This is a genomic window from Metamycoplasma canadense (assembly GCF_000828855.1).
GTDB classification, from domain to species: domain Bacteria; phylum Bacillota_I; class Bacilli_A; order Mycoplasmatales; family Metamycoplasmataceae; genus Metamycoplasma; species Metamycoplasma canadense.
Genome location: NZ_AP014631.1, coordinates 378,861 through 401,984, shown reverse-complemented (window position 1 = coordinate 401,984; position 23,124 = coordinate 378,861). Strand labels below are relative to the sequence as shown.

Genomic DNA, 23,124 nt, shown 5'->3' with positions numbered 1-23,124 from the left:
ATTTAATTTTGTAATTTATATAATTTATAAACAATAATAATAACACAAATAAAAGTGAAAAATTTAAATTAAAAAAACGACTAGAATTTTTTTAATCATTCTTCTCGTTTTATATCATTTTTGTTTTTAAATATATTTTTTATTGCTGATTCTTCATCACGACTTAGTTTTGGTATATATAAATCTAAATTGATGTATAAATCACCTTTATGATTTGAATTTTTATAAGGATATCCGCAATTTTTGATTTTAATTGGTTCATTTATTTTTAAATTATTATCTAATCTAAAATCTTTAAATCCGTATGGAGTTGGAATTGATATAGTTTCTTCTAATAAAATGCTTTTTATCGAAAGTGGCATTTGTAAAAATAAATCATTATTATTCTTTTTATAAAGTTTACTTGGATTTATTGAAAAAACAATATATAAATCTCCGGGTATATGACCGTTTTCAGAAGGTTTACCAAATCCTGAAACCTTGATTGAATCACCGTTATCAACACCTGGGATAATTTGGATTTTTTTATTAACAGATTTTTTGACACTTTTTTTACCTTTACATTGATGGCATGATTTATTAATTCTTTTGCCTTGTCCGTTACATAAAGGGCAGGGTTTAACAGTTGTAAAAATAGCTATTTTTTGTTGAATTTTTCCACTACCATGACAATTATTACATTTAACTATCTCATTAGGATTTTCAGCGCCACTACCATTACAAAAATCACAAGGTTCATACCTATCTAATTTAAGATCAACTTCTTTCCCAAAAATAGCATCTTCAAAACTAATATTTAAAACTAATTGAAGGTCGTAGCCCCTTTTATTATTTTGATTTTCAAAACCACCAAATGAACCGAAAATGTCATCAAAAAATCCTGATTGTGAAAAACCAGATCCAAAATTTTCAAAAAAACTTGAAAAAATATCTTCTGAATTTCCAAAAGAATATCCGTTAGGATCGAATGCATTGTGTCCAAATTTATCATATTTAGCTCTTTTGTTTTCATCTGATAAAATTTCGTATGCTTCAGATACTTCCTTAAATTTTTCTTCAGCATCTGGGGCGCTATTTTTATCAGGATGATATTGCATTGCTAATTTTCTATATGCAGTTTTTATTTCTTTTTCAGTAGCATTTTTTGATATGCCTAATACTTCATAATAATCTCTTTTGTTTGACATAATAAAAAAATTTTAGCACATTTTTAATAAGAGTGCTATTTTTTTAAAACTAAATCATTGTATTCTAAAATTGCTATTCTAAATTTTTTATTAATATCTTTTTTAAAGATAGCATTTTTGTAATTTTCTTCAATTCATTTTTTAGAAAACTCATCTATTTCTAAAACTAAATATCCATTTTTATTTAAATATTTTTTTGCTTCAGACAAAATTTTTTTATAGAAAAAAAGACCTTTTTGTTTTGCATATAAGGCTTTTTTTGGTTCTCATTTTAATGATTTAGAAAATTTATTTTTTTTATTTAAATAAGGTGGATTTGAAACAATTAGATCATATTTTTTAGTTATTTTATTAAAAAGATTACTTTTAATAACTTCACAATTTTCTAAATTATTAATTTTAATATTTAATTTAGTTTGTTTAATTGCAGAACGCGAAATATCCGATAAAGTTACATTGCATTTTTTATTTTTATTAATAGCAAGTCCAATAAATCCTGAACCACAGCACAAATCAAGAACATTTGAATTTTCATTTATGTAATTATAAGTCTCGATAATAACCTCTTCAGTTTCATATCTCGGAATCAAAACATTGTATCTAATATCTATGTGAACATTTTGCATTGTTTGATAACCAATAATTTTTTGTACTGGATAATCTTTTTTTAAAAGTTTTTCTTCTTTTTTTGAAATAAAAAGAGGTAGCTCATACCTTCTTTTTTCTTGTAGCAATACCTCTTTGTCAATCATTTTATAAACCTGCTTCTTGAATCTTCTTAGCTTTTTCATCAGCTATTAAGGCTTCAATAATTTTATCTAATTCGCCTTCCATAACTACTTTTAACGATGTTGAAAACCCGATTCTATGATCGGTAACACGATCTTGAGGGTAATTATATGTTCTTATTTTTTCACTTCTATCGCCAGTACCAGCAAGCTTTCTTAATCCGCTTTCTTCATCTTCTCTTTTTTGTATTTCTATTTGATATAATCTACTTTTTAAAACTTTCAAAGCAGTTTCCTTATTTTGAATTTGACTTCTTTCGTCTTGAGAAGTAACAACAATTCCTGAAGGTTTATGGGTGATTCTGACAGCTGAATCTGTTGTATTAACCGATTGGCCACCAGCCCCAGAAGATCTAAATACATCAATTTCAATATCGTCTGGTTTTATAACAATATTAACATCATCATCAATTTCGGGTAAAACAGTTACTGTTGATGTTGAAGTGTGTACTCTTCCTTGTGTTTCGGTTGCCGGAACTCTTTGTACTCTATGAACTCCTCTTTCAAATTTCATTTTAGAAAAAACCTTTTCACCTTTTATACTAAAAACAATTTGACTAAATCCGCCAGCTGAACCGTAAGTATAATCAATAATTTTAATTTTAAATCCTTTATCTTCACAATATTTTTGATACATTTTATAAAGATCACCAGAAAAAATATTTGCTTCATCCCCTCCGGCAGCGCCTCTTATTTCAACAATAACATCACGCTTATCATTTTCATCAACGGGTATTAATAATTCTTTTATTTTTTCTTCTAATTCTTTTAATTGTTCAATTTGATTATCAATATCATTTCTTGCTAATTCTACTAATTCAATATCTTTTTCATTTGCTAAAATATCTTTTGATAATAAATAAAGTTCTTCAATATTTTGATATTTAGTAAAGTTTAAATAAATATCTTCAATTTCTGCTTTTTCTTTTGAAATTTTTGTATATTGCTTAATATTGTTATAAACTTCAGGATCATTTAATTTTTGTTCTAATTCTAAATATTGTTTTTTAATTGAACACAAAGATTCATACATTGTTTTTTCCATATGTATATAAGTATATTTTAAATAATATAAAATTATTAAAAATAATGAGCATTTTTTTATATAATAATTATCGATAATAAAAGCCGTCATAGCTCAGGGGCAGAGCACTTCCATGGTAAGGAAGGGGTCGCTGGTTCAATTCCAGTTGACGGCACCATATACTTTTAAATAAGTTTAAATCTAGGTCAAAAAGATCTAGATTTTATTTTTATATAAAACTAATAATAAAAATAAGTAGCTAAAATTTAACTACTTATTACATTAAATAATGATATGGCACGGGTAGCAAGACTCGAACTCACAACACACGGGGTTGAAGCCCGTTGTTCTACCATTGAACTATACCCGTATAAACGATACGATAAATATTTTACCTTATTTATATTTATTTTGAGTTTTTTTGTTCAATTATATTTATGATATCGTTAATAGTTTTTAATTCCATTAATTCATCATCAGATATTTCTATTTTTAATTTACTTTCTAATTCTGAAACTAAAAGGACTAAATCTAAACTATCAATATTTAAATCTTTTATTTTAGTATCTAAATCAAATGATTTCTTTGTTAATTTTTTTAATTCTTTAAAAACTAATTCTTTAAAATTCATAATTAATATTATAACTTATTTGTGCTTATTTTATAGGTTACAACACTTTTTTCTTTTTCATTTTTTCATTTAAAAGTTATCATTAAATTTTGATCATCAAGTTGTTTATAAGCATAATCAACCTCACCGTTAGTAACTAACATTCGATTTAAAATATCCTTAATAATATAAACTATCATATCTTCATCGATTAGTGCTTGGCCATCTTTATAATTTAATTTTTCATAATAATCTGAACTTTTAATTTCAGGAAATACTTCTTTTCAAGGTAAATTTTTAATTTCTGGCTTTTCTAAAATATTTTCGTTTTCTTCAGAGCGGGTATTCTCATTTTCATTTATTATTTCAGCGCTTTCAATACGTTTATCGTTATTTATTTTTATATTATTAGATTGATTCTGATTTTTATTTTTATTATCTATATTTTTTGAATTTTTTGTAGTTTGTTGCAATACTACAAAAGTTGTAGCAACAGCGATTGATGCTAATAAAATAGTTCCAACACCTGTTCATAAAAATATTTTTTTAACTCTGTTTTTATTTTTCATTTATTTTACTCCTGTATTTTTTATATATTCCAAAGAATTTGCATTATTTATAATATCAACAAAATTCTTATACTTGATTTTGTAATATTTTTCATCAGTTAATCAACCATTTATTGATTTTGTTTTTATTTTTATCAAGCCATTATTTATATCAAAAAATGGTTTTTTAATATCTTGAGCATATGACAATTTAAAATTTTTTAAATTCTTTCCAATATCTAAATTAATTTCATGACCAAAAATTCCGCTATATTTTAGAGGGATCAAAAGACCTAATTTAGCGTTTAAGTGTTGTGCATTAACAACAACACTATCAACATATTTATCGTAATAACTATATGAATCAACAACTAATTCGCAATCATTAAATGATTTATAATTTAGTTTTACTTCATATTTATCTTTTGTTGAACCAAAAATAGAAGCTGGACTAAAAGACAAATTATAAACATCAGAATTACTTATTAAATATTCATCATTCGTATTTTTATCTAATTTTAAAATTTTTAAATCATATAATTTTTGATTATGAAAACCTTGCTTTAAATTATTCGGTTTAAAAATTAAGGTTATGTATTTTGTTTTAAAATCATGATTAATAATATTTTTATCAATTCGATCAGGTAACGAAACAATTTCTATTTCACTTAAAATTTCAATATTCGTTTCTTTATTTATTAACAAATTCTTAGATTTTTGGTTTCTTTTAATTCAATAAGTAAAACTTTTTGTTTGATACCAAAGCCCATTTACTTTATATTCAATTTCAAAATTTATATTAATAATATCCTTAAAATCTAAACTATTTTTAATATCGAGATCACTATTATAACTAAAAATAAATTTTCCTGAATTAATATCATAAATAGGTTTAAAATCCATTTTATTGTTATTTATTAACCCGGTTATTTTTATATCCTCAATTTCTTTCAATGCATTATAGTGTTCAAAAAAAATAATAAATTTGTCACTTTGAATAATTCTTTTTATTTTTAATTTAGTTAATTCATTTGTACTCAATCAATTTTCTAAATATTTATTTCTTTTAGCATTAATTAAAAACTCTTCAGTTCAAATATTTCTTTTTTCAACTAAATCAGTTTTATTTAAATTTTGATTATAAACAGCAAACATAATCAATAAATAAATTAACTAAATAATTAAGTTTTTTATAATATGCATTTTTAGATCAATTATCTAAATATCAAAATGTATCCTTTTCATTTTGAATAAAATCATGAATAAAAATTTTTTTATAATCTTCACTTAATGAATTAACAAAAAAATCTAATAAATTAATATTTTTTGAATATTTCTTCTCATGTTGAATTGTTTTTAATTTCTGATTTAAGCAAAAATCAGTAATAAATTCTCTTTTCTTTTGTAAGCTTAAATTTTTTAAATTATCAATTTTATTTTCAATCATTTTTTTATTTCTCCTAACACAATTAAATAAGATATCATAAGAAAAAAAACATAATGAAACGTAACCAAAAAAATATTTATATAATATATAAATATTAGTTTTTTAATAGTATCAAATAAATTCTGAAAAATAAAGAAAAGAAGGGTTATAGATAGATATGGAAGAAAAAATAAAACTACAAAAAATTATTTCAAATTATGGTTTTTGTTCAAGAAGGGAAGCTGAAAAATTAATTGAACAAAAAAGAGTTTTAGTTAATAATAAAATAGCCACTATCGGTTTAAGAGTAAACGAACATGACACAATAATAATTGATAATAAAATAATAAGAAATCAGGATAAAAAATTTTATTTCGTTTTAAATAAACCAAAAAATACTATTTGTAGTTTAAAAGATCCGCAAAAAAGAAAAACAATATATGAATGAATGAAAATTGAAAAATATTGTTTTTCAATTGGGCGCTTAGATTTTAATACAACTGGTGTTATTATAATTACTAATGATGGCGAATTTGCTAATTTTATTGCTCATCCTTCTTCAGAAATAGAAAGGGAATATATTGTTAATTTAGAAAAACCATTAACAGATAAAGATTTAATTTTTTTAAATTCCAATTTTGTTAAATTAAATGGTATTTTTTCAAAACAAAAAGTTACAAAAATAAATGATTTAAATTATTCAGTTGTTTTATCTGAAGGAAGAAATCACCATGTTAAAAATTTATTTTTATTAGTTAATAATTTTGTAAAAAAATTGCATCGTAAAAGATATGGTTGCATTAATGATCAAAATTTAAAAATAGGTTATTTCAGAGAATTAACCTCAATTGAAATAAATTGATTTAAAAATTTAGCTAAAAAATCTAAAGTTGAAAAAATTTAAAATTAATAAAAAACGCCCTTAAGAGGCGTTTTGTTATTTATTTTGAGTTGATTTTTTTATAAAATCAAGGAATTTGATATTTAAAAGGATGGTTTAATGCTTGTCTTAAAATCATATGACCAACAGAATTTTTGAATGATTTTGAATCAAGCGGATTTTCGTTATTTCAATTAATTCCAAAAAAGTTATTTTTGTCATTATCAAAAAATTGACCATTTGAAAAAGCGCCTTTTGCACCAGATCTTCAAACTGCCGTATATTCGCCATCACGACTAAATATTGCAGAACCGGAATTCCCATTACCAATTAAAATTGGAGAGTAATTAGGATATTGATAAATTTTGAATGTTTCTTTAGTATTTTCAGGTCTAAAATTAACATAACCACTCATAAAACCTCATCCAGGAAAACCAATATGAGCAAGAGGATTTAAAACGGGTACAATTTGATAATTTTTATCTGATGATTGATCCATTCTAATTGGTTTAGCTTCTAATTGATTTTTTAAATAATTTATAATATCATCTCTAAAACCTTTTTTTGCATGATCAATTGAAGTTTCAAAATTACTATGAACAATTTGAAAATCATAAGTTGCTGATGATTTTTTTCCATCTTTGTTTACCAATTCTTCAACTGATTTACCAATATTATTTTCTTTATTTCAACCAACATAAATTACTTTAGTTTCATTAGGCGACATTTGTAATGATGAAAGTAAAGATCATCATTCACTTGTTTTATATTCATAACCTCTATATAAATCTGAATCTCACTTATTTAAAGGCAAGGACATAACAGGATTACCGATTGTTGGAGGTTCTTTTCGATTTTTTCCATAAATCCCGTTATCATTTGCCTCAATATTAGGAAAAAATTCTCCTACATGTCAGTTAGAAGTGTAATAAATATTTAAATTACTTGGATCGTCATTTATTTTAGAAAGAATTCCACCAGACCCCGGGTGACGGTTATATGTTGAATATTTTATTGAATTATCACGGACGCGATTAATCAAATTTCAATCTCGATTCGTTGTTCCTCATTCATCCCTTATTCATTGTATATTTGGTATAAAACCATCATTATGCTTTCAATAAACATTTTGATTTGGGTTATAAATTTTTTTAGCATAATATGAGGCGTCATTATAAAGTAAATGTACTTGTCCTGAAGCTGATGTTCCAGCTTTATTATAATCGTATAAGTTAGTTTTACCTAAACCAAAGTCACTTTCATTTTGAATATGATTAATATAAGACATACTCATTTTTAAGGGTGCATATGGTATTAATATCGCTCTTTCAGAATCAAATTTTTCGTTATTTTCTTGTCTTTGATTTCAAGGATAACCTAATTTAATTTTAAAAGGAGATTTAGTTAAAAAAGAAAAATTTAAGCTATTATCGTTTTTATCAAAATAAATTGTTAAAGTATAGTCTATTCTAATATTTTTCGAATCTATTACTTCATTAAAGCTTGATTTATAAGTTAAAGGTGAAAGCAATACTTTATCAAAATCTAAATTAATTTTAATAGTTTTATTAGGATTAATTATACGATCATTTTTTTGTGAATCAAAAACAAGCATACCGGCATATAATTCTAAATCAATAGTTCTTAACTTAGCATTTGGAGATAATAAAGTGTGTTTTAAATATTTATTATTCATTTTTCAAATTGCTTCATTAGCTGATTTTAAACTTCATTCTGCATCTTCGATAAAAGGTTCGATTTCACGTTGTCTTCAAACTTCTTTATTATCAAAATAAATAGTTTTAAGTTTATCTTCTTTTAATCATGAAGGATCTTCAAATAAAGAATTATCATCTTTAAAATTTGAAATTAAATATCAATTTTTTCCTAAAACTCATTTATTTTCATAATTTAAAACTTCGAATCTAATAAATGCTTTATTAGTATCTCACTGCTTAATTTCACCTACTTTGAAATAATTTTTATCTAATTTAAAATTTTTATAACTTATAAAGTTACTATCTATTTCCAAGTCTTTATTATTTTTTGAATTTATTAATAAAATATGATTATTAATTAAATCAAGATTATTTTTTCATTCATTAACTGTTTTTGTAGATAAGGTATTTGTGTCAATTTTTAAATTTTCATATGTTATATTGTTAAGCATAACCTCAGGATATAAATTTTGTTCAAAGTCATTAACAATGTTATGTAATGTAAATATTTTATTAGGAGAATATCTTTTGTTTCTATCTCTATTGGATACAAAACCTAATTTAAATGTTATTGTATTATTTTTTGTTTCTTTAATATCATAAAAATAATAAAAAGTTGAATTTTTAATTAAGTTATTATCGGCAGATGAAGCTAAAGTGTTTTTAGGAATATAACCTAAATTTGAATTAACGTAATGTCCTTCTTGTGCAATAATATTTGCAATTTTTAAATTATCATTATTTTGTTTTTCTTTATTATCTTTTATTTTTAAAAAATAATTCATTTTTAAAAATGCTTTTTGAGCAATTAATTCTCTAGGATTTAAATTTCTATATAAAGTAAATGAATTTTCATTTTCAGCTTTCCCAATTACTTTTCTAAAATCTAAATCACTTTCATTTAATAAATCAATTTGTTTTTTTAAATCTAAATCAAAGGTATTATTGTTTTCAAAATCTAATGAAGTTAAAAATTCATTATTTTTAGGCTTAATAAAGTCATAGTATTGATATCTTTTAAAATGATCAATATTATGAATTACTTCCGATTCTGTATTTTCAACTCACTTTCAATCTACTTTTCCGTTTTCATTAGTAATTTTTTCTTGAACTGCCCAAATAGTTCGAGCGATACCACCTCATTTAGCTTCTTCATAATCTAAAGATTCTAATATTTTTTTTGGGGCAACACGGTATTTACCAAAAGTTGGTAAATCGTATAATTCTGGTAATTTAGTTAAAATCTCTTCTGGATAAATATCTTGATGTGTTATTTTAGAATCCTTTTTAAGATATAAATTAGTTAAAATTAAATCTCGATTATTAACTATTGATTTAGCTTTTTCTAAATCAATAACATCATCATCTGATTGAGTTGCAAAATTATTTTGAAATACAATATTTTTTTCACTTTCAAGCTCTTTTTCAAAAAATACGTTACCATTAAAAAGAAAAGAAACAGTAGCATAAAGTCTTGAATTTTCATATCTTGGAATATTTTTAATTTTATACTCAAAACTTTCATGAATATATTTAGTTTTCTTAGTTATTGTTTGTAAATCAAAATTAGCATAAAATTGAATTCCTAAAATTTCATTAGTTTTTTGTAAATTAAAGTTACTTTTAAATTCATTATAAGACATTTTTGATAATGAATGATAGTCAATATTAAAATATGAATCTAGGTTTTTACTTTGCTCAATAGCTTTAATTTTAGGAATAATATTATCATTTGGTAATTCAATACTTAATTCTCTTGTTGAATTTAAATTTGGATTAAATTTATGTGTTATTTTATATGTAATAACTGACGCACTTTTATCATTCGAAAATTTTATATTTTCAATTTCAAAATCAAGAAAATCAGTATCTAAGTCCTTAAGCATAATATTGCTAGTTTGACTATTCAAAGAGGCGATATTCATGAATCTTTCTAAATCTAAATTTCTTCATCTTTCGATGTTTTCGTTCTTAATTCTAGTAGGATCAAAAACTTTTTCAACTTCCTTATTAAAAATTGAAACATTTGGTTCATTATCATTTTCTAAAATTAGTCAATTTTTTAATTCAAATAAAAAAAGATCTAAATTTTCATTCGATAAAATTAAACTTGATTTTCTTGAATAAATATTTTTATATTTTACTAATAATTTATACAAAATATTAGCTTTATTTCCACCTATTTTGTTATTTTTAATTTCTTCAAAACTTTTGTTAATAATATTTATAATTGAATTTGCATTATTTAAAATTTGATTTATTTCTTGTGAAATTAAATCTAACTTTTCATAATTATCGATTAAATTAATTTTTAAAAGTAAATAAGATTTTAAGGGATTCCCAATAAATGTATTTGTTAAAATTTTATTTTTAATTTCATTTATTTTAAGTTTTGTTTCTATTTTTAAATTGGTTAATTTTAAATAAATGTCAGATATTAAAAAATAAGATTTTTCTAAACCATCTATTAATATTTTTTTATCATTATCTGACAATAAATTTTCATTTCTAATTTTATTTTTAAAAATTTCTTTAAAATCATTTATTGAAGGATCATTTTTAATTAAATTTTCAAAATCATTAATATTTTTCTTTAATTCGTTTAATTTTGAATATTCAAGTATATTATTTTTAATTTTTTCTATAATTTCATTTTTTAAATTATTTTTATATTCATTTTCAAAATTAAAATCTTTAAAATTTTCAATTAAAAACTCAGCATTTAAAATTAAATGATCAATTTCAATTATTTTATTATTGTCAAATTCATTTAATTTTTCGTAAGTTAATTTTTTATGAATATTACTTAAAATTTTATATGTATTTTTAGCTTTATAGTTAAAATGATTCACTCTGTCAAAAAATGATTTTAAAATTATTTTTTTTGCACTATATTGATTTATATCTAAATTTTTTAAATTTATTTTGATGTTGCTATTAATATTCTCAATATTATTTTTTTTAATAATAAGAATGTATTTATTTAATAAAAAATTATTTTCATTAAAGGTTTTGATTACAAATTCTTTTGATATTAATGTTTTGATTTTTTGGTTTGTAAAAGTTTCACTTAGTAAAGAGATTGAATAATTAATATTAGGATTATTAAATTTTATTTTTATTTTGTTTTCTATATTATTTAAATTATATTTTTCATCTGAATTAGTTATTTCAAAAACTTGTTTCTCATTGTTGAATATTAAATTGGTTTTATATTCTTCTTTATCAAGCGATACGGCATTAATCGAATCATCTATAATAGATCATTTAATATTTGGATCTTTTTCTATTTCATCGTATACATTAAAAATTGTCTTAACTTTATACTCTTTATTATTAAAAATAAATTTACCTTCAACTTCAGAAAACATATTTGTTGAAGTTCTCTTTTTAATAATTAAATTATTTCATTCAACCGGTAATAAAACATTTCTCTTAGCAAAAGTAACTAATATTTTTTTAGGAAGTTTTTTAGTTAAATCTTTTTCGTTTTTTGAAATCTTAATTACTATATTATCAAAATCTGGATAGTAATTTGTTTGAATTAAATTATCGATGTCAAAGTTGTTATTAAGAATATCTTTATCTAAAATAGGTTCTTTTATTTCTTGTATTGATTTTTGATTTTGATTTATTTTATTTAAATTTAAATCAAACTTTTTTTCAACTTCTTGTTTAAAATTATTAACTATTTGATAGTAGTCGTCAAATGATTTTTCACTTTTTAAGTATGAAAAATTAGTATACGACTCCAATAAATCGTTACTAATTTTTTTAAATTTAACTGCTGTAGTCTTATCTAATAAATTTCAATTAATATCATTTAATTTTGTAACTCAGATAGATAATTCTTTTAATTTTTGACTTTTATTTTGATGTTTAATATCTATTTTCTGATCTATTTTACATGAAATTAATTGTATAGATACTGACGAAGTTAATAAAAACAATGAAGTTGATAATAAAATAGCTTTTTTCTTTGTGCCCATAATATTCAAATCCTTAACATTAATAAATTGAAATATTTTTTTATTTTAAAATAGTTTTAAAATCATTTACTTTTTTTCTTTAAGCTCTTTTTCTAAAATACTTATTTTTTTAAGAAGTTCTTCAAAGCCTATTCTTGTTTTTAAAGAACTTTTTTCATTAAATAATAATTTTTCAATATTAAATTTTAATTGCATTATTTCATCATATTTTTCACTCAATCATAAGTTTGTATTATATTTATTTGATTCTTTCAATTTATTATAATTTTGAATAAGTTCATTAAAACTTGACAATAATATATTTTGATTTAAAATTATCGTATCGTTTAAGGTTTTTAATATTGCATTAATTTTAAATATAACTAAATTTAAAATCTCATAATTTTTTGCATCTTTTAAACTTTTTAAGTTTACTAATTCTTTTTCAATTTGATTTACTGTTTGAAACAAATCATTAGGGACTAAAGAATATCAATTTTTTAATTTTTGCTTAACTATTGGGATCTTATTTTCAATTTCAGTAACTTTTAAATCATAGTTTTTTATTTCTTGATTACTTAACTTATTTGAATAATTTTTTGCACAAGAAATAGCGATTCCAGAAATAGCGATTCCAGAAATAGCGAGCATTATGGGCATATTTATAACATAAGATAAAATTTTCATCTTTTTCATATCGCTTACCCACCTTATTTAAATAAAAAATGTATTTAAGACATTTCAATAATTAAATTTTATAAAAATTAATAAATTTTTAAACTAAAAACAAAAAACAAATTCTACAAAAAATAAAACTTTTAACTATTTTTTAAAACAAAAACACGAAAAAAATTTTCGTGTTTTAGCTGTTATTTTTTTTGTTTAAAATAGTTTTTATTGATTTTTCAACATTATTAAAATCAGATTTAAGTTTATTATTAGAATTGTTAATATTTAAATTATATTTAGCATAACGCATTCAACCGTCTGCAATATCCTTAGTAAAAGTAATTGCTAATTTTTTATTATAATCTAATTTGTTTAAATTTTCATCGTTAGAAATAGAAATTAAATTTAGGTTGTGTTTACTTGCAATCTTATAAGCGGTTGGTAAATCCGAACCTTTAGCTAACAAACTAAATTCAGAGTTATTTTTTAAAACAAAATAAGAACCAGAAATAAAATTGTATTTAGAAGTATTTTCACAACTTCAATTACTTGAAAAATTAGTAATAATTACAACAGGAGTTTTTGCTTTATTTAAATAATATTCAATTGAGCCAGTTAATTCTTTTAAATCTGCGGGATATAAAATTTTTAATCCTTCAATTTGAGAAAGCATACTTATTTGTTCTTCCTCTTGATATGAAATATTAGAATTTTCAATTGTATTTAAATCATTTTTTAAAATAAATAAAATTTTTAAATTATTAAAAACTGCATCTCTTAAACTTGGTATTAATGTCTCTGCATTAGATAAAGTATTAAATACAAATGGTTTAATGTTAGAATGAATATAAAGACCATTAGCGATTAATCCCATAGCATTTTTTTTCATTCCTAATAATAAATTTCTGCCATCTAAATGATTAGGTGCATATACACCGTTTGCATTTTTAATTTTGGTTAATGTTAATAGAAATGAAGAAAGGGCAAATGTATTTTTATATTTATCAAAAATATTATTAATAATTGTGAATAAATTAGAATCTATATTGTTATTATTTGAAAGAAAATTATCGTTAACATTTTCTTTTAATTCTTCATTTAGGAAATTAATTAATTGATCTGATGCTGTTCATTTTTTATACAAATTATTATTTTTATAAAAAACTTTTTTATATTCTTCAAAAACCTCAGGATATAAGTCAAATGAATCACTTTTTTTAAAATTACTTTTTTCTTTAAATTCATCAATTTGTTCAAATGTTAAATTAGATGTTTCAGTGTAGTAATTTTTAATATTATTTAAGCTTAATTCACCTAATGATGTTTTTATTTCGATAAATGTTGGTTTATTACTTTTTTTTGCTTTTGAAATTGCTTTTACAATATTTTTATAATTAGCATTATTTATTTTTATATATTTAAAACCAAAAGATTCATAAGTTTTTTGAATATTTAAATTATTTTTTTGATTTTTAAAACTACTTAATAAAGAATTTGAATCAAACAAAATAATTAGTTTATTTAAATTTATTGACCCTGCATATTGTAATGCTTCGTTTGCAATCCCGCTTTCTAAATCTTTTGTAGAAACAAATAAATATGTATAATGGCTAATTTCTTTAAAATTATTTGATAAATAAGATTCAGCAATTGCAATACCAACTGCCTCAGCTACACCATAGCCAGGTTTAGATGAAGAGATTTCAATTCCTAGTTTATTATTTCTTTTTAAAAAATTATTATATTCAGAAATAGGTTTATTAATATTTTTAATTTGACTTTTATCGATTAATCCCAATAAATAAAGCATTGAATAATAAGTTGGATTAGCCTCTGATGTACTTAAAATAAATCTATCTCTTGAAACTCAGTGAGGATTTTTTAAATCAAATTTATAATGAAATCCAAAAAGTGCATGAAATATTTTAGCAGCACTTATGTTAATTGCAATGTTAGTTGTTTTTGAATTAGCAATTTGTGCCAATGAGTTAACCTTAATATTATCAATTACTAAATTATTAATTCTTTTATTTTTAAATGTCATAAAAACCTTCAAAAACCATATTAATATTATTAGGTTTTACATTGATTAATGATTGCAAAGCTTGCTGCAACATAAAAATCATTTTTTTAGTTTCAAAAGACAAAATCGCATCTTTTTTTAATTTATATTTTATAAAAATATCTAAATTACTTTTATTATCATTAATAACAACTATTGGTTCGGAACTTAAAATAATTGCTTCTTGATTATTAAAAAAAGAATTAATTGCGTCATATATTGCATTTATTTCAACTTTAAAATCAAAGTTAATCTTTGTATTAACTGATATATAATTACGCATAATTATGCTCTTCCTACATACTTACCAGTTTCTGTTGAAACTAAAATAGTTTCACCTTCTTTTATAAAAAGAGGTGTTTCAAGAACAAAATTTGTTTCTAAAGTTACTTTCTTTTGCGCAGCTTGGGCTGTATTACCTTTAACCGCATCTGGAGCCTCAATCACTTCTAAAGCAACATTAGCAGGTAATTCAATATCTAAAACTTCAGATTCATATTTTCTAACAATAATTTTCATTCCTTCTTTTAAGAAATTAAGTTCTCATTTTAAATTTTCAACTGGTATTTCAATTTGTTCAAATGTTTCCTGATCCATTAAAACAACAACTTCACCTGCATTATATAAATAATCCATTGAAACCTTGTCGATCATAGCTTTTTCTACTTTTTCACCACCAGTAAAAGATTTTATTGTTGTTGATCCTGTTCTTAAATCTTTTGCTTTTGCTTTAACGTTAGCTTGTCCTCTACCTTGTTTTGAATGTTGAGCCTCTAAAACAACATAAATATTTCCATCTAATTTAAAAGTGACTCCTGGTTTTAAATCATTAACATTTATCATAATTTATTTCTCCTTAAATTTAATTTAATAGTTTTAATTTAATTTTATTAAACGATATTTTTAATAGACATTATATTTTTTAAATAATAAAAATTATAAATTAATTACCAAAAGCAAATATAAAAATAAAATAAAAAGTTTTTTATTATTTTAATAATACAATATATTTAATATGAAAAATGGTTGATATAACTTTGATATAAAAAATAAAAATGAAGTCTTGAAATACGAAAATTTAGTTAAAAGAATTAAAAAATGAATATATAAAAAAGTTAGAAATGCAAACTCACAAGGAATTACTTTGGGCATTTCTGGAGGTATAGATAGTTGTGCGCTAGCTTTAATTTCTTATCAATTATTTAAAGAAAATGCTCATTTTTATTATTTAAAAACTAAAAAAGATTTAGAAAATGAAAAACATATCAAAAAACTTAATAAACTTTTAAATAATTCAATAAAAACTATTAATTTGACTAAAGAATTTAATTTATTTTCTAAAAAATTTAATTTAGAAAATAATTGAATAAAAGCTAATTGCAAATCTAGATTTTTTATGAATGTTTTATATACTGAGGCTCAAAAAAATAATTCACTAGTTTTAGGTACCGATAATTTCAATGAGTATTTTTTAGGTTATTTTACCAAATGAGGTGATGGGGCGTGCGATTTATTACCATTTGCTAATTTATTTAAAAGTGATATTTATAAAATAGCTGAAATTTTAAATGCACCTCACGAGATAATAAATAAACGCCCAAGTGCTAATTTAATTGAAAATCAATTTGACGAAGATGAACTTGGTTTTAGTTATGAACAATTTGAAAACTATTTTAAAAATAAAAATCTAGTTTCATATGAAATAATAAAAAAAATAGAAATACAAATCAAAAAAACTGAACATAAAAGAAAAATGATTCCTAAAGGTCCAAAACTAATTTAGATTAATTTTTAACTTAGAAAAAATAAAAAAATTTACAACTTAAATAACTGGTTGTAAATTTTATTTTTTAAATTTTAAATCAAAATAATAGTCAATAATATAATCTAAAAATTAAATTTGAGTGTTTTTAACCTATTATATATAACTTATAAAAAGTTAATAATAGAATTAAATTACACAAGAAATAATAACAATTAAATTTAGTTTTAAAGATAATAAATGAAAAAAATTAAAAAAATTTTATTAACTATTGCATCCTCAATTGCAATAACAAGTTTGCCCATATCCTTAGCATCATGCAATGATAAAAATGAATTAATAAATGAAAAAGAAGTTTTAAAAGAAGAATATAATAACAAAAAAGATGAACTTTTGAAAATAATTTCTTCTTTAGAAAATAAAATTGAAGATTTAGAAAATTTAAATAAAAATATAAAAAACGAAATAGATAAAAAAATAAATGAAATTAGCGCATTAGAACAAAAAATGAACAAATTAAATGAACCTGGTAACAAAAATATAGAAAATCCAAAATATCAAACTCGCCAATAACAACAAAACCTAGTAAATCAACAAATGATAATCCAGAAAAAAAAGAAAAAGATCAATCATCTGATGAAACATCACCAACTGCTCCTCAAAAAACTCCTGATGATTCAAAACAAGAAGAAATTGCAGAAAAAATTAAAAATAAAAATATTCACTGGTAAATTAGTACAAAAAACAAACAAATGATATTAAAAAAATACTATCTGAAGAAAACGAAACTGATTAAAAATATTTTGAAAAAATTAAACCTAGTAAAAAATCTAAAAAATATGTTTTAAAATTTGGAACAAAAAGATCGGATAAAGAACTTAAAAATCTAACTTTTGATAACGAATTTATCGAATTATTAAAAAATAATGAAATAGTTTCTACAAATAACAAAAATGATTATTTATCATTTTTAAAAAAAGAAGATGGGACAATAGTTATACCGTTTAAATTTAAAAATAAAGATACAATATATGAAATAGAATTATTTAAGTTTTAACAAAATAAAAATTAAATAGGTATTATATTAGTGTCTATCTAATTTTTATATTTAAATTTATAAAAAAAACTAAGATTTTTTCTCAATATAATGAACCAAAAAGTTGGACTAACAAAATTATTTTAAATTATTTTTTACGGAATGATATCTATATTTTTTAGGTGTCATTCTTTTTAATTTTGTAATTATTCTTTTATTGCAAATTTAACAAGCTTTTAACATATTGTTATAATATTGATTTAATGATTGTGTTTTGTTATTATTTAATACTTCATTAATATAAGAATTAGTTACTTCTTTAATTTATTACATATTTTTCTAACCCTTGAACTAATCATTTGATCGTTTCAAATTTGCTTTCAAATCTTCAGCTGGGTTTTTTAGCTTTAATAACATCTTTAATGTCTTGACTATCAACAAATTTATATCCAACACCAGCTAATGCCTCATCAATTTTTATTAATTTCATCTTTATCTACTAAACTTTTGACAATAAAATGTGAATTAGTTAAATTATCAATTTTAGTTAATATCACTTCATTTTCTAGTTCCTTTTTTATAATTGAAGGGACAAAATCTAATAATTCTTTTTTGTATAATTCACGGTTGTTAAGTTAATATTGAGCATATTGCTCTTTAGTATATATAATACGTCCATGGTTTTATAACCTATTTAATAAAGGATTTCGTTATACCTTATTTAACAAATATTGATTACATAATAAAAAATAACACTAATTAAGCGTTATTTTTTTTATACTTTTCTAACTTTTGTTTTATTTCATTTTGATAGTCAAAATAACCGTCGGTTTGATCTTTATCTATCACTTCTAATAATAATTGATCTTTTATTTCAGGACTTAATTCATAATCAGAGCTTTTAAATATTTCATTAACTAATCATTCAATTGTTTTTAGTTTTATTTGCTCACTAACCAACTTTTCTTTTAATACATCAATAAGTTTTCTGTTTGTAGTAAATGTGTAATCCACATCGCCGCTTAATCATTCATCAATTTTTTGATGGCTTTTATACGTGTCTAAATCACTAAGTGCCATAAATTGAACATTTAATAAGTTACTGATTTTGGTGTCTATTTCATCAGTAAGATTTTTATTTTCAAATAATTTTCATATTTCATTGAATGATGTTGCAATATGTTTTTTAATAAACTCGTCGTATTTATCTTGATCAGAAGTTGGAAGTGTTTTATACTGTACATATTGATTTCGGGTATGTAATAAAGTATCGATTGTTTTTAAAAGTTTATTTAGATAAATAACTTTTTTATCTATTTTATCTTTTTCTTTACCACCTTTTTGATATGCTTCTTTTAGATCTTTAATTACATCATTTAAGTTGGTTTTATTATCAACATTTATTGCATAATTATAATCCTTAGCAATTAACTGTTTAAATTCTGCAACTTGCTCGCGCGTAGTGCCAATTGATATTCCGGTAATAATTTCCTTGTCTTCATATTTAATTTGCTCTGCTCATTTAGTTGTCATAGGCACTGAAACTTTAAATTCATCATTATAAAAATCAACAGTAGTTGGTGGAATCAATGAATTAGTCTCTAAACGTGTATATAGATGTAAAACTTGCTCTTCAGCATCAACAATATTTTTTTCACTTATCAATTGTTTTGTAGCTGGATCAAAATATTCACTACCTTCTTCAATTAAAGGAGATGATGAATATACTTTTAATCCATATTTTTCACTGGTGATATATTCTTTGATTTTAGCTATTTTTGCTGAATCTCCGCTTAAAGTAAATGATAAGTCTACTTTGTTAGTTTCATAATTCGAAAGTGTAATGCCTTTGAATAACTCTTGCAACTCTTGTTTAACTTGTGCTGCTTGATGCGCTTTTAGCACTATTTGCTCAATTTCAGGTATTTTTGAAACACTATCAATGAAACTAAGCATTTGGTTATATTCATTTTGTTCCACTTTACTTAATGAATCTATTTGGCTAATTTCTTGTCTAGCTTTTTCAAGTGCCTCTTGTAATAATTTATTATCTCGTTCCAACTTGGGTGAAGCTACAGCTTTAATATTTTCATAAATTTGTTCTCATATTTCGCTTTTAGCGTTTTCACTAATGCGTTTCAAAATACTTGGCACTTTTTTATTATTAGTAATTTCGCTAATCTTGATAAAAGGTTTATTTGGGATAATTTTATAAGTGTCTATTTTAGTAATTGGCACTTGTTTTTTCGCTTTAATAATCTTAGTAGGATCAATAGTGCCTAATGGTTGTGTTTTTTTAGGTAAAGGTTGTGGTTTTTTATTTTTGATAATTTTATTTTCATCAATTTTTGCAATTGGCACTTGCTTTTTCTTTTTAACATTTACTACACTTGCTACTGTAGCGGCTATTGCTACTATTACAGTTGCCGCAATTGCACCTGTCACTAAAATTTTTTTAGTTCTTTTTTTCATAAATTTACTCCTCTTATTTTTTTATTTAGTTTTAGATCCAAAAAATTAAAGACATAAAATAATAAGATTTCCAATTTTTTAAATTTTTAATTTTTCTACTAACATAATTATTAACTTCTTTTTTTTTTTTTTAAATTGGCAACATTTAATACTAAAATAGTAAAAAAATGTATTTTAAGATATAAGTTAAATAGTTAAAAAAATTCTAAAAACAATTTTTCTTTTTATTTTAGGCGATTTTGAAATAAGACAAGTAAGAAATTTAAAATTGTTAAATCATATTTATTAACGATTTAAAAAATTTACAAATAATTAAGAACAGCATAAGTTTTGTGATTTTCTTTTTGATTTAGTATTAGAAAAAGTAAGAGTTTAATAATAATAAAGATTTATTAACGGTAAAGTTGCATTTATTTGCATTAAGAATAACTAAAACAAAAATAAATTTTCGTTTGAAGCAACGCAATACCATGAAAGATTAGAATGTTAACTTATATAAAAAGTAAGCAAAACCTTTTTATGTCTCAATTACGCTAATTACACGTTTTTATAGTGATAAATACATATCTGACTATGTCCCTAACATTAGCAAAAATAAATAGTTTTTTTATTTCTATATTGCTAAATAAAATTAACCCTAAAAGTTAGAGTAAGTAAATTAGAAAAACTTTAGGGTTTTTATATGAAATTAAAATTAGAAGATATATTAAATATAATTAAATTATTAAAAAATAGTGAGACATAAAATATGTAATGAATTTGTACAAAATTTGAAAAACAACATTAAACACTATTTATTCTTTATATAAAATTCATAGAAATGAAGATTTAATTAAAAAACATAAAAATAATAAATATTCATATGATTTTAAGATTAAAATTATCAAAAAAAATAAAAGCAGTAATTCTTTGAGTAATATTGCTAAAAAATTAAAATAAATGTTAGTTTAATTTATTCATGAGTAAAAAAATATTTAAATTTAGATTATAAAAGCCTTAAAATAAAACAAGTAACGCCTAGAAAAATGAAAACTAAAATAAGAAATAACAGCAAAATAATTTAAATAAAATGCATTTAAAAATTAAAGAACTATAAGAACATAGTACTAAATTAAAAATAAAAATGATCTACTAAAAAATTGAGAGTCTTAGTACTACAAAGGAAATGCAACAAGAAAAGAAAAAGTAACTGTAGTGATGAATCAAGGTATAAATATTTATTAAAAATATGCTCTTATTCTTTAAATTATCAAAATAAATAATTTTTATATTTTGCAAAACATGTCTAGAAAAGGTAATTGTTATGACAATTGTATAATTGAAATTTTCTTTAGTACAATGAAAAATGAAATGTTTTATTAGTTTCACTCATTAGAAAAGTTAAAAAAGTTATCCATAAATATATAAAGTATTATAATGAAAAAAGAATAATTACAAAATTAAAAGGAATGACACCTAAAAAATATAGATATCATTCCGTAAAAAACAATTTAAAATAATTTTTTTAGTCAAACTTCTGTGCTTGATTATATTGATTCGTTTATTTTTTCTTTTTTTCTATATTTTGACCGTCTTTAGTAAATGAACCATCTTCACTATCGGTTCCAAGTTCATCTTCTTCAGAGTCATTGAATGAACCATCTTCTTTATCTTCACCTAGTTCTGGATATTCAGCAAAACCATCTTTAAGAGCATCTGCTAAACCTAAGTATTGATCATTAAGTTTCTTTAATTCTTCTAGTTTTTTTGTTTTTCTATCTTTTTCTATATTTTGACCGTCATTAGTAAATGAACCATCTTCACTATCGGTTCCAAGTTCATCTTCTTCAGAGTCATTGAATGAACCATCTTCTTTATCTTCACCTAGTTCTGGATATTCAGCAAAACCATCTTTAAGAGCATCTGCTAAACCTAAGTATTGATTATTAAGTTTCTTTAATTCTTCTAGTTTTTTTGTTTTTCTTTCTTTTTCTTCTAATTTATTAATTTCTTTTTCTAAATCTGCAATTTTTTTAGTATTATCATCTAAAAGTTTTTGTAAATCTTTTTCTTTCTTTTCTTTTTCTGATGTTGAAGAAATTAATAAATTAGTTTTTTTCTGTAAATCTTCATATTCTTTTTTTATTTTGTTAATTTCTTCATTTATATCTTTTGAATTTTCTTCTTTTTTATTATCACAAGCTGCCGATATTACTGGTAATGTTGTTAAGGGAGCTAAAAAACCAAAAGTTAATAAAATTTTTTTTAGTTTTTTCATCTTTTTTTCCTTCTTCTACTAATTTATTTAATTTTCAAATTTTTATTTTTTATAAAAAAATTTTATTCTTTTTTTTTTTTTTTTGAATTTGGCAAATTGGCAAGAATTAATGTCAAAATTCAAAATAATTACACGTTTTTATAGTAATAAATACATATCTGTCGATGTCCCTAACATTAAATATCAATAACATAAATAAAGAGTTTTTTTATTACTATATTTCTAAATAAAATTAACCCTAAAAAAGAACATAATACTAAATTATGATCTACTAAAAAAATTGAGAGTCTTAGCTCTACAAAGGAAATGCAACAAGAAAAGAAAAAGTAACTGTAGTGACGAATCAAGGTATAAATATTTATTAAAAAATATGCTCTTATTCTTTAAATTATCAAAATAAACAATTTTTATATTTTAAAATCTTTAAATAAAGAAAATAAGGATGACAATATCAAATGGATTAATATCTCAAGATTTTAAAATAAAAAAATATTTTGCAAAACATGTATAAAAAGGCAATTGCCATGACAATTGTACAATTAAAATTTTCTTTAGTACAATAAAAAATGAAGTATTTTATTAGTTTCGCTCATTAGAAAAGTTAAAAAAGTTATCCATAAATATATAAAGTATTACAATGAAAAAAGAATAATTACAAAATTAAAAGGAATGACATCTAAAAAATAGATATCATTCCGTAAAAAACAATTTAAAATA

21 protein-coding genes and 2 tRNA genes are annotated in these 23,124 nt (G+C 22.0%); 7 read left to right on the top strand and 16 right to left on the bottom strand.

Features of this window, described 5'->3' with window-relative positions:
- Positions 1-80: 80 nt before the first annotated feature.
- Genes dnaJ through prfA form a run of 3 tightly spaced genes read right to left on the bottom strand, consistent with a single transcriptional unit; the run spans position 81 to position 3,020 of the window.
- Complete coding sequence (gene dnaJ, locus MCAN360_RS01570; RefSeq protein ID WP_045433806.1) at positions 81-1,187, bottom strand: molecular chaperone DnaJ; 1,107 nt, start codon at positions 1,185-1,187, stop codon at positions 81-83.
- A 35-nt stretch (positions 1,188-1,222) separates the two neighbouring features.
- Positions 1,223-1,939, bottom strand: coding sequence for a peptide chain release factor N(5)-glutamine methyltransferase (prmC, locus tag MCAN360_RS01565; protein WP_045433803.1), 717 nt, complete (start codon positions 1,937-1,939; stop codon positions 1,223-1,225).
- A 1-nt stretch (position 1,940) separates the two neighbouring features.
- Positions 1,941-3,020 (bottom strand): peptide chain release factor 1, encoded by a 1,080-nt coding sequence (prfA, locus tag MCAN360_RS01560; protein WP_045434405.1) that lies wholly within the window; start codon positions 3,018-3,020, stop codon positions 1,941-1,943.
- An 82-nt stretch (positions 3,021-3,102) separates the two neighbouring features.
- On the opposite strand from prfA, the gene MCAN360_RS01555 reads away from it, so the two are divergent.
- Positions 3,103-3,177, top strand: a tRNA-Thr gene (locus tag MCAN360_RS01555).
- A gap of 117 nt (positions 3,178-3,294) precedes the next feature.
- Here MCAN360_RS01555 and MCAN360_RS05425 read toward each other — a convergent pair.
- From MCAN360_RS05425 to MCAN360_RS01530, 5 genes are all read right to left on the bottom strand, one after another.
- Positions 3,295-3,369, bottom strand: a tRNA-Trp gene (locus MCAN360_RS05425).
- Positions 3,370-3,405: 36 nt separating this feature from the next.
- Positions 3,406-3,630, bottom strand: a complete 225-nt coding sequence (locus tag MCAN360_RS01545) for an acyl carrier protein (protein ID WP_045433800.1) — start codon at positions 3,628-3,630, stop codon at positions 3,406-3,408.
- 8 nt (positions 3,631-3,638) lie between these two features.
- The gene (locus tag MCAN360_RS05420) at positions 3,639-4,178 is read right to left on the bottom strand and encodes an MHO_1590 family protein (RefSeq protein ID WP_045433797.1); all 540 of its coding nucleotides are present in this window, start codon (positions 4,176-4,178) and stop codon (positions 3,639-3,641) included.
- Complete coding sequence (locus MCAN360_RS05415) at positions 4,179-5,312, bottom strand: MHO_1580 family protein (RefSeq protein WP_045433794.1); 1,134 nt, start codon at positions 5,310-5,312, stop codon at positions 4,179-4,181.
- Positions 5,296-5,604: an MG284/MPN403 family protein gene (locus tag MCAN360_RS01530; RefSeq protein ID WP_045433792.1), complete on the bottom strand. Its 309-nt coding sequence runs from the start codon at positions 5,602-5,604 to the stop codon at positions 5,296-5,298. The genes MCAN360_RS05415 and MCAN360_RS01530 overlap by 17 nt, the downstream gene beginning before the upstream one ends.
- Before the next feature lie 157 nt (positions 5,605-5,761).
- Between MCAN360_RS01530 and MCAN360_RS01525 the strand changes: the two genes are divergently transcribed.
- Positions 5,762-6,487: a pseudouridine synthase gene (locus MCAN360_RS01525; RefSeq protein ID WP_045433789.1), complete on the top strand. Its 726-nt coding sequence runs from the start codon at positions 5,762-5,764 to the stop codon at positions 6,485-6,487.
- A gap of 37 nt (positions 6,488-6,524) precedes the next feature.
- Here MCAN360_RS01525 and MCAN360_RS05410 read toward each other — a convergent pair whose 3' ends face one another.
- The 5 genes from MCAN360_RS05410 to efp all read right to left on the bottom strand — a co-directional run bounded on the left by MCAN360_RS05410 (position 6,525) and on the right by efp (position 15,723).
- Positions 6,525-12,170: an MGA_1079 family surface serine endopeptidase gene (locus MCAN360_RS05410; protein WP_045433787.1), complete on the bottom strand. Its 5,646-nt coding sequence runs from the start codon at positions 12,168-12,170 to the stop codon at positions 6,525-6,527.
- Positions 12,171-12,236: 66 nt separating this feature from the next.
- Entirely contained in the window at positions 12,237-12,845 is a 609-nt protein-coding gene (locus tag MCAN360_RS05405; RefSeq protein ID WP_148310077.1) for a hypothetical protein, read from the bottom strand.
- 166 nt (positions 12,846-13,011) lie between these two features.
- Entirely contained in the window at positions 13,012-14,862 is a 1,851-nt protein-coding gene (locus MCAN360_RS05400; RefSeq protein ID WP_045433782.1) for a transketolase family protein, read from the bottom strand.
- On the bottom strand, positions 14,852-15,163 hold the full coding sequence (locus MCAN360_RS01505) for an MMB_0454 family protein (protein WP_045433779.1): 312 nt from the start codon (positions 15,161-15,163) through the stop codon (positions 14,852-14,854). Before MCAN360_RS01505 ends, MCAN360_RS05400 begins: the two co-directional genes overlap by 11 nt.
- Before the next feature lie 2 nt (positions 15,164-15,165).
- Entirely contained in the window at positions 15,166-15,723 is a 558-nt protein-coding gene (efp, locus tag MCAN360_RS05395; protein WP_045433776.1) for an elongation factor P, read from the bottom strand.
- Between the two features lie 172 nt (positions 15,724-15,895).
- Between efp and nadE the strand changes: the two genes are divergently transcribed.
- Together nadE and MCAN360_RS01490 are read left to right on the top strand one after the other, a co-directional pair.
- Positions 15,896-16,663, top strand: a complete 768-nt coding sequence (gene nadE / locus MCAN360_RS01495; RefSeq protein WP_045433773.1) for an NAD(+) synthase — start codon at positions 15,896-15,898, stop codon at positions 16,661-16,663.
- Between the two features lie 219 nt (positions 16,664-16,882).
- Complete coding sequence (locus MCAN360_RS01490; RefSeq protein WP_045433771.1) at positions 16,883-17,215, top strand: coiled-coil domain-containing protein; 333 nt, start codon at positions 16,883-16,885, stop codon at positions 17,213-17,215.
- Positions 17,216-17,997: 782 nt separating this feature from the next.
- Here MCAN360_RS01490 and MCAN360_RS05390 read toward each other — a convergent pair.
- Positions 17,998-18,168, bottom strand: coding sequence for a hypothetical protein (locus tag MCAN360_RS05390; protein WP_158423319.1), 171 nt, complete (start codon positions 18,166-18,168; stop codon positions 17,998-18,000).
- A gap of 269 nt (positions 18,169-18,437) precedes the next feature.
- Entirely contained in the window at positions 18,438-20,150 is a 1,713-nt protein-coding gene (locus tag MCAN360_RS05385; RefSeq protein WP_045433769.1) for a hypothetical protein, read from the bottom strand.
- A gap of 753 nt (positions 20,151-20,903) precedes the next feature.
- Between MCAN360_RS05385 and MCAN360_RS05380 the strand changes: the two genes are divergently transcribed.
- Together MCAN360_RS05380 and MCAN360_RS05830 are read left to right on the top strand one after the other, a co-directional pair.
- On the top strand, positions 20,904-21,089 hold the full coding sequence (locus MCAN360_RS05380) for a hypothetical protein (RefSeq protein ID WP_045433767.1): 186 nt from the start codon (positions 20,904-20,906) through the stop codon (positions 21,087-21,089).
- A gap of 416 nt (positions 21,090-21,505) precedes the next feature.
- Entirely contained in the window at positions 21,506-21,649 is a 144-nt protein-coding gene (locus MCAN360_RS05830) for an IS3 family transposase (RefSeq protein ID WP_102032227.1), read from the top strand.
- Between the two features lie 41 nt (positions 21,650-21,690).
- On the opposite strand, the gene MCAN360_RS01475 is transcribed toward MCAN360_RS05830, so the two are convergent.
- Positions 21,691-22,407, bottom strand: coding sequence for a variable surface lipoprotein (locus tag MCAN360_RS01475; RefSeq protein ID WP_045433765.1), 717 nt, complete (start codon positions 22,405-22,407; stop codon positions 21,691-21,693).
- A 573-nt stretch (positions 22,408-22,980) separates the two neighbouring features.
- Here MCAN360_RS01475 and MCAN360_RS05825 point away from each other — a divergent pair.
- Complete coding sequence (locus tag MCAN360_RS05825) at positions 22,981-23,094, top strand: IS3 family transposase (protein ID WP_084111381.1); 114 nt, start codon at positions 22,981-22,983, stop codon at positions 23,092-23,094.
- Positions 23,095-23,124 lie beyond the last annotated feature (30 nt).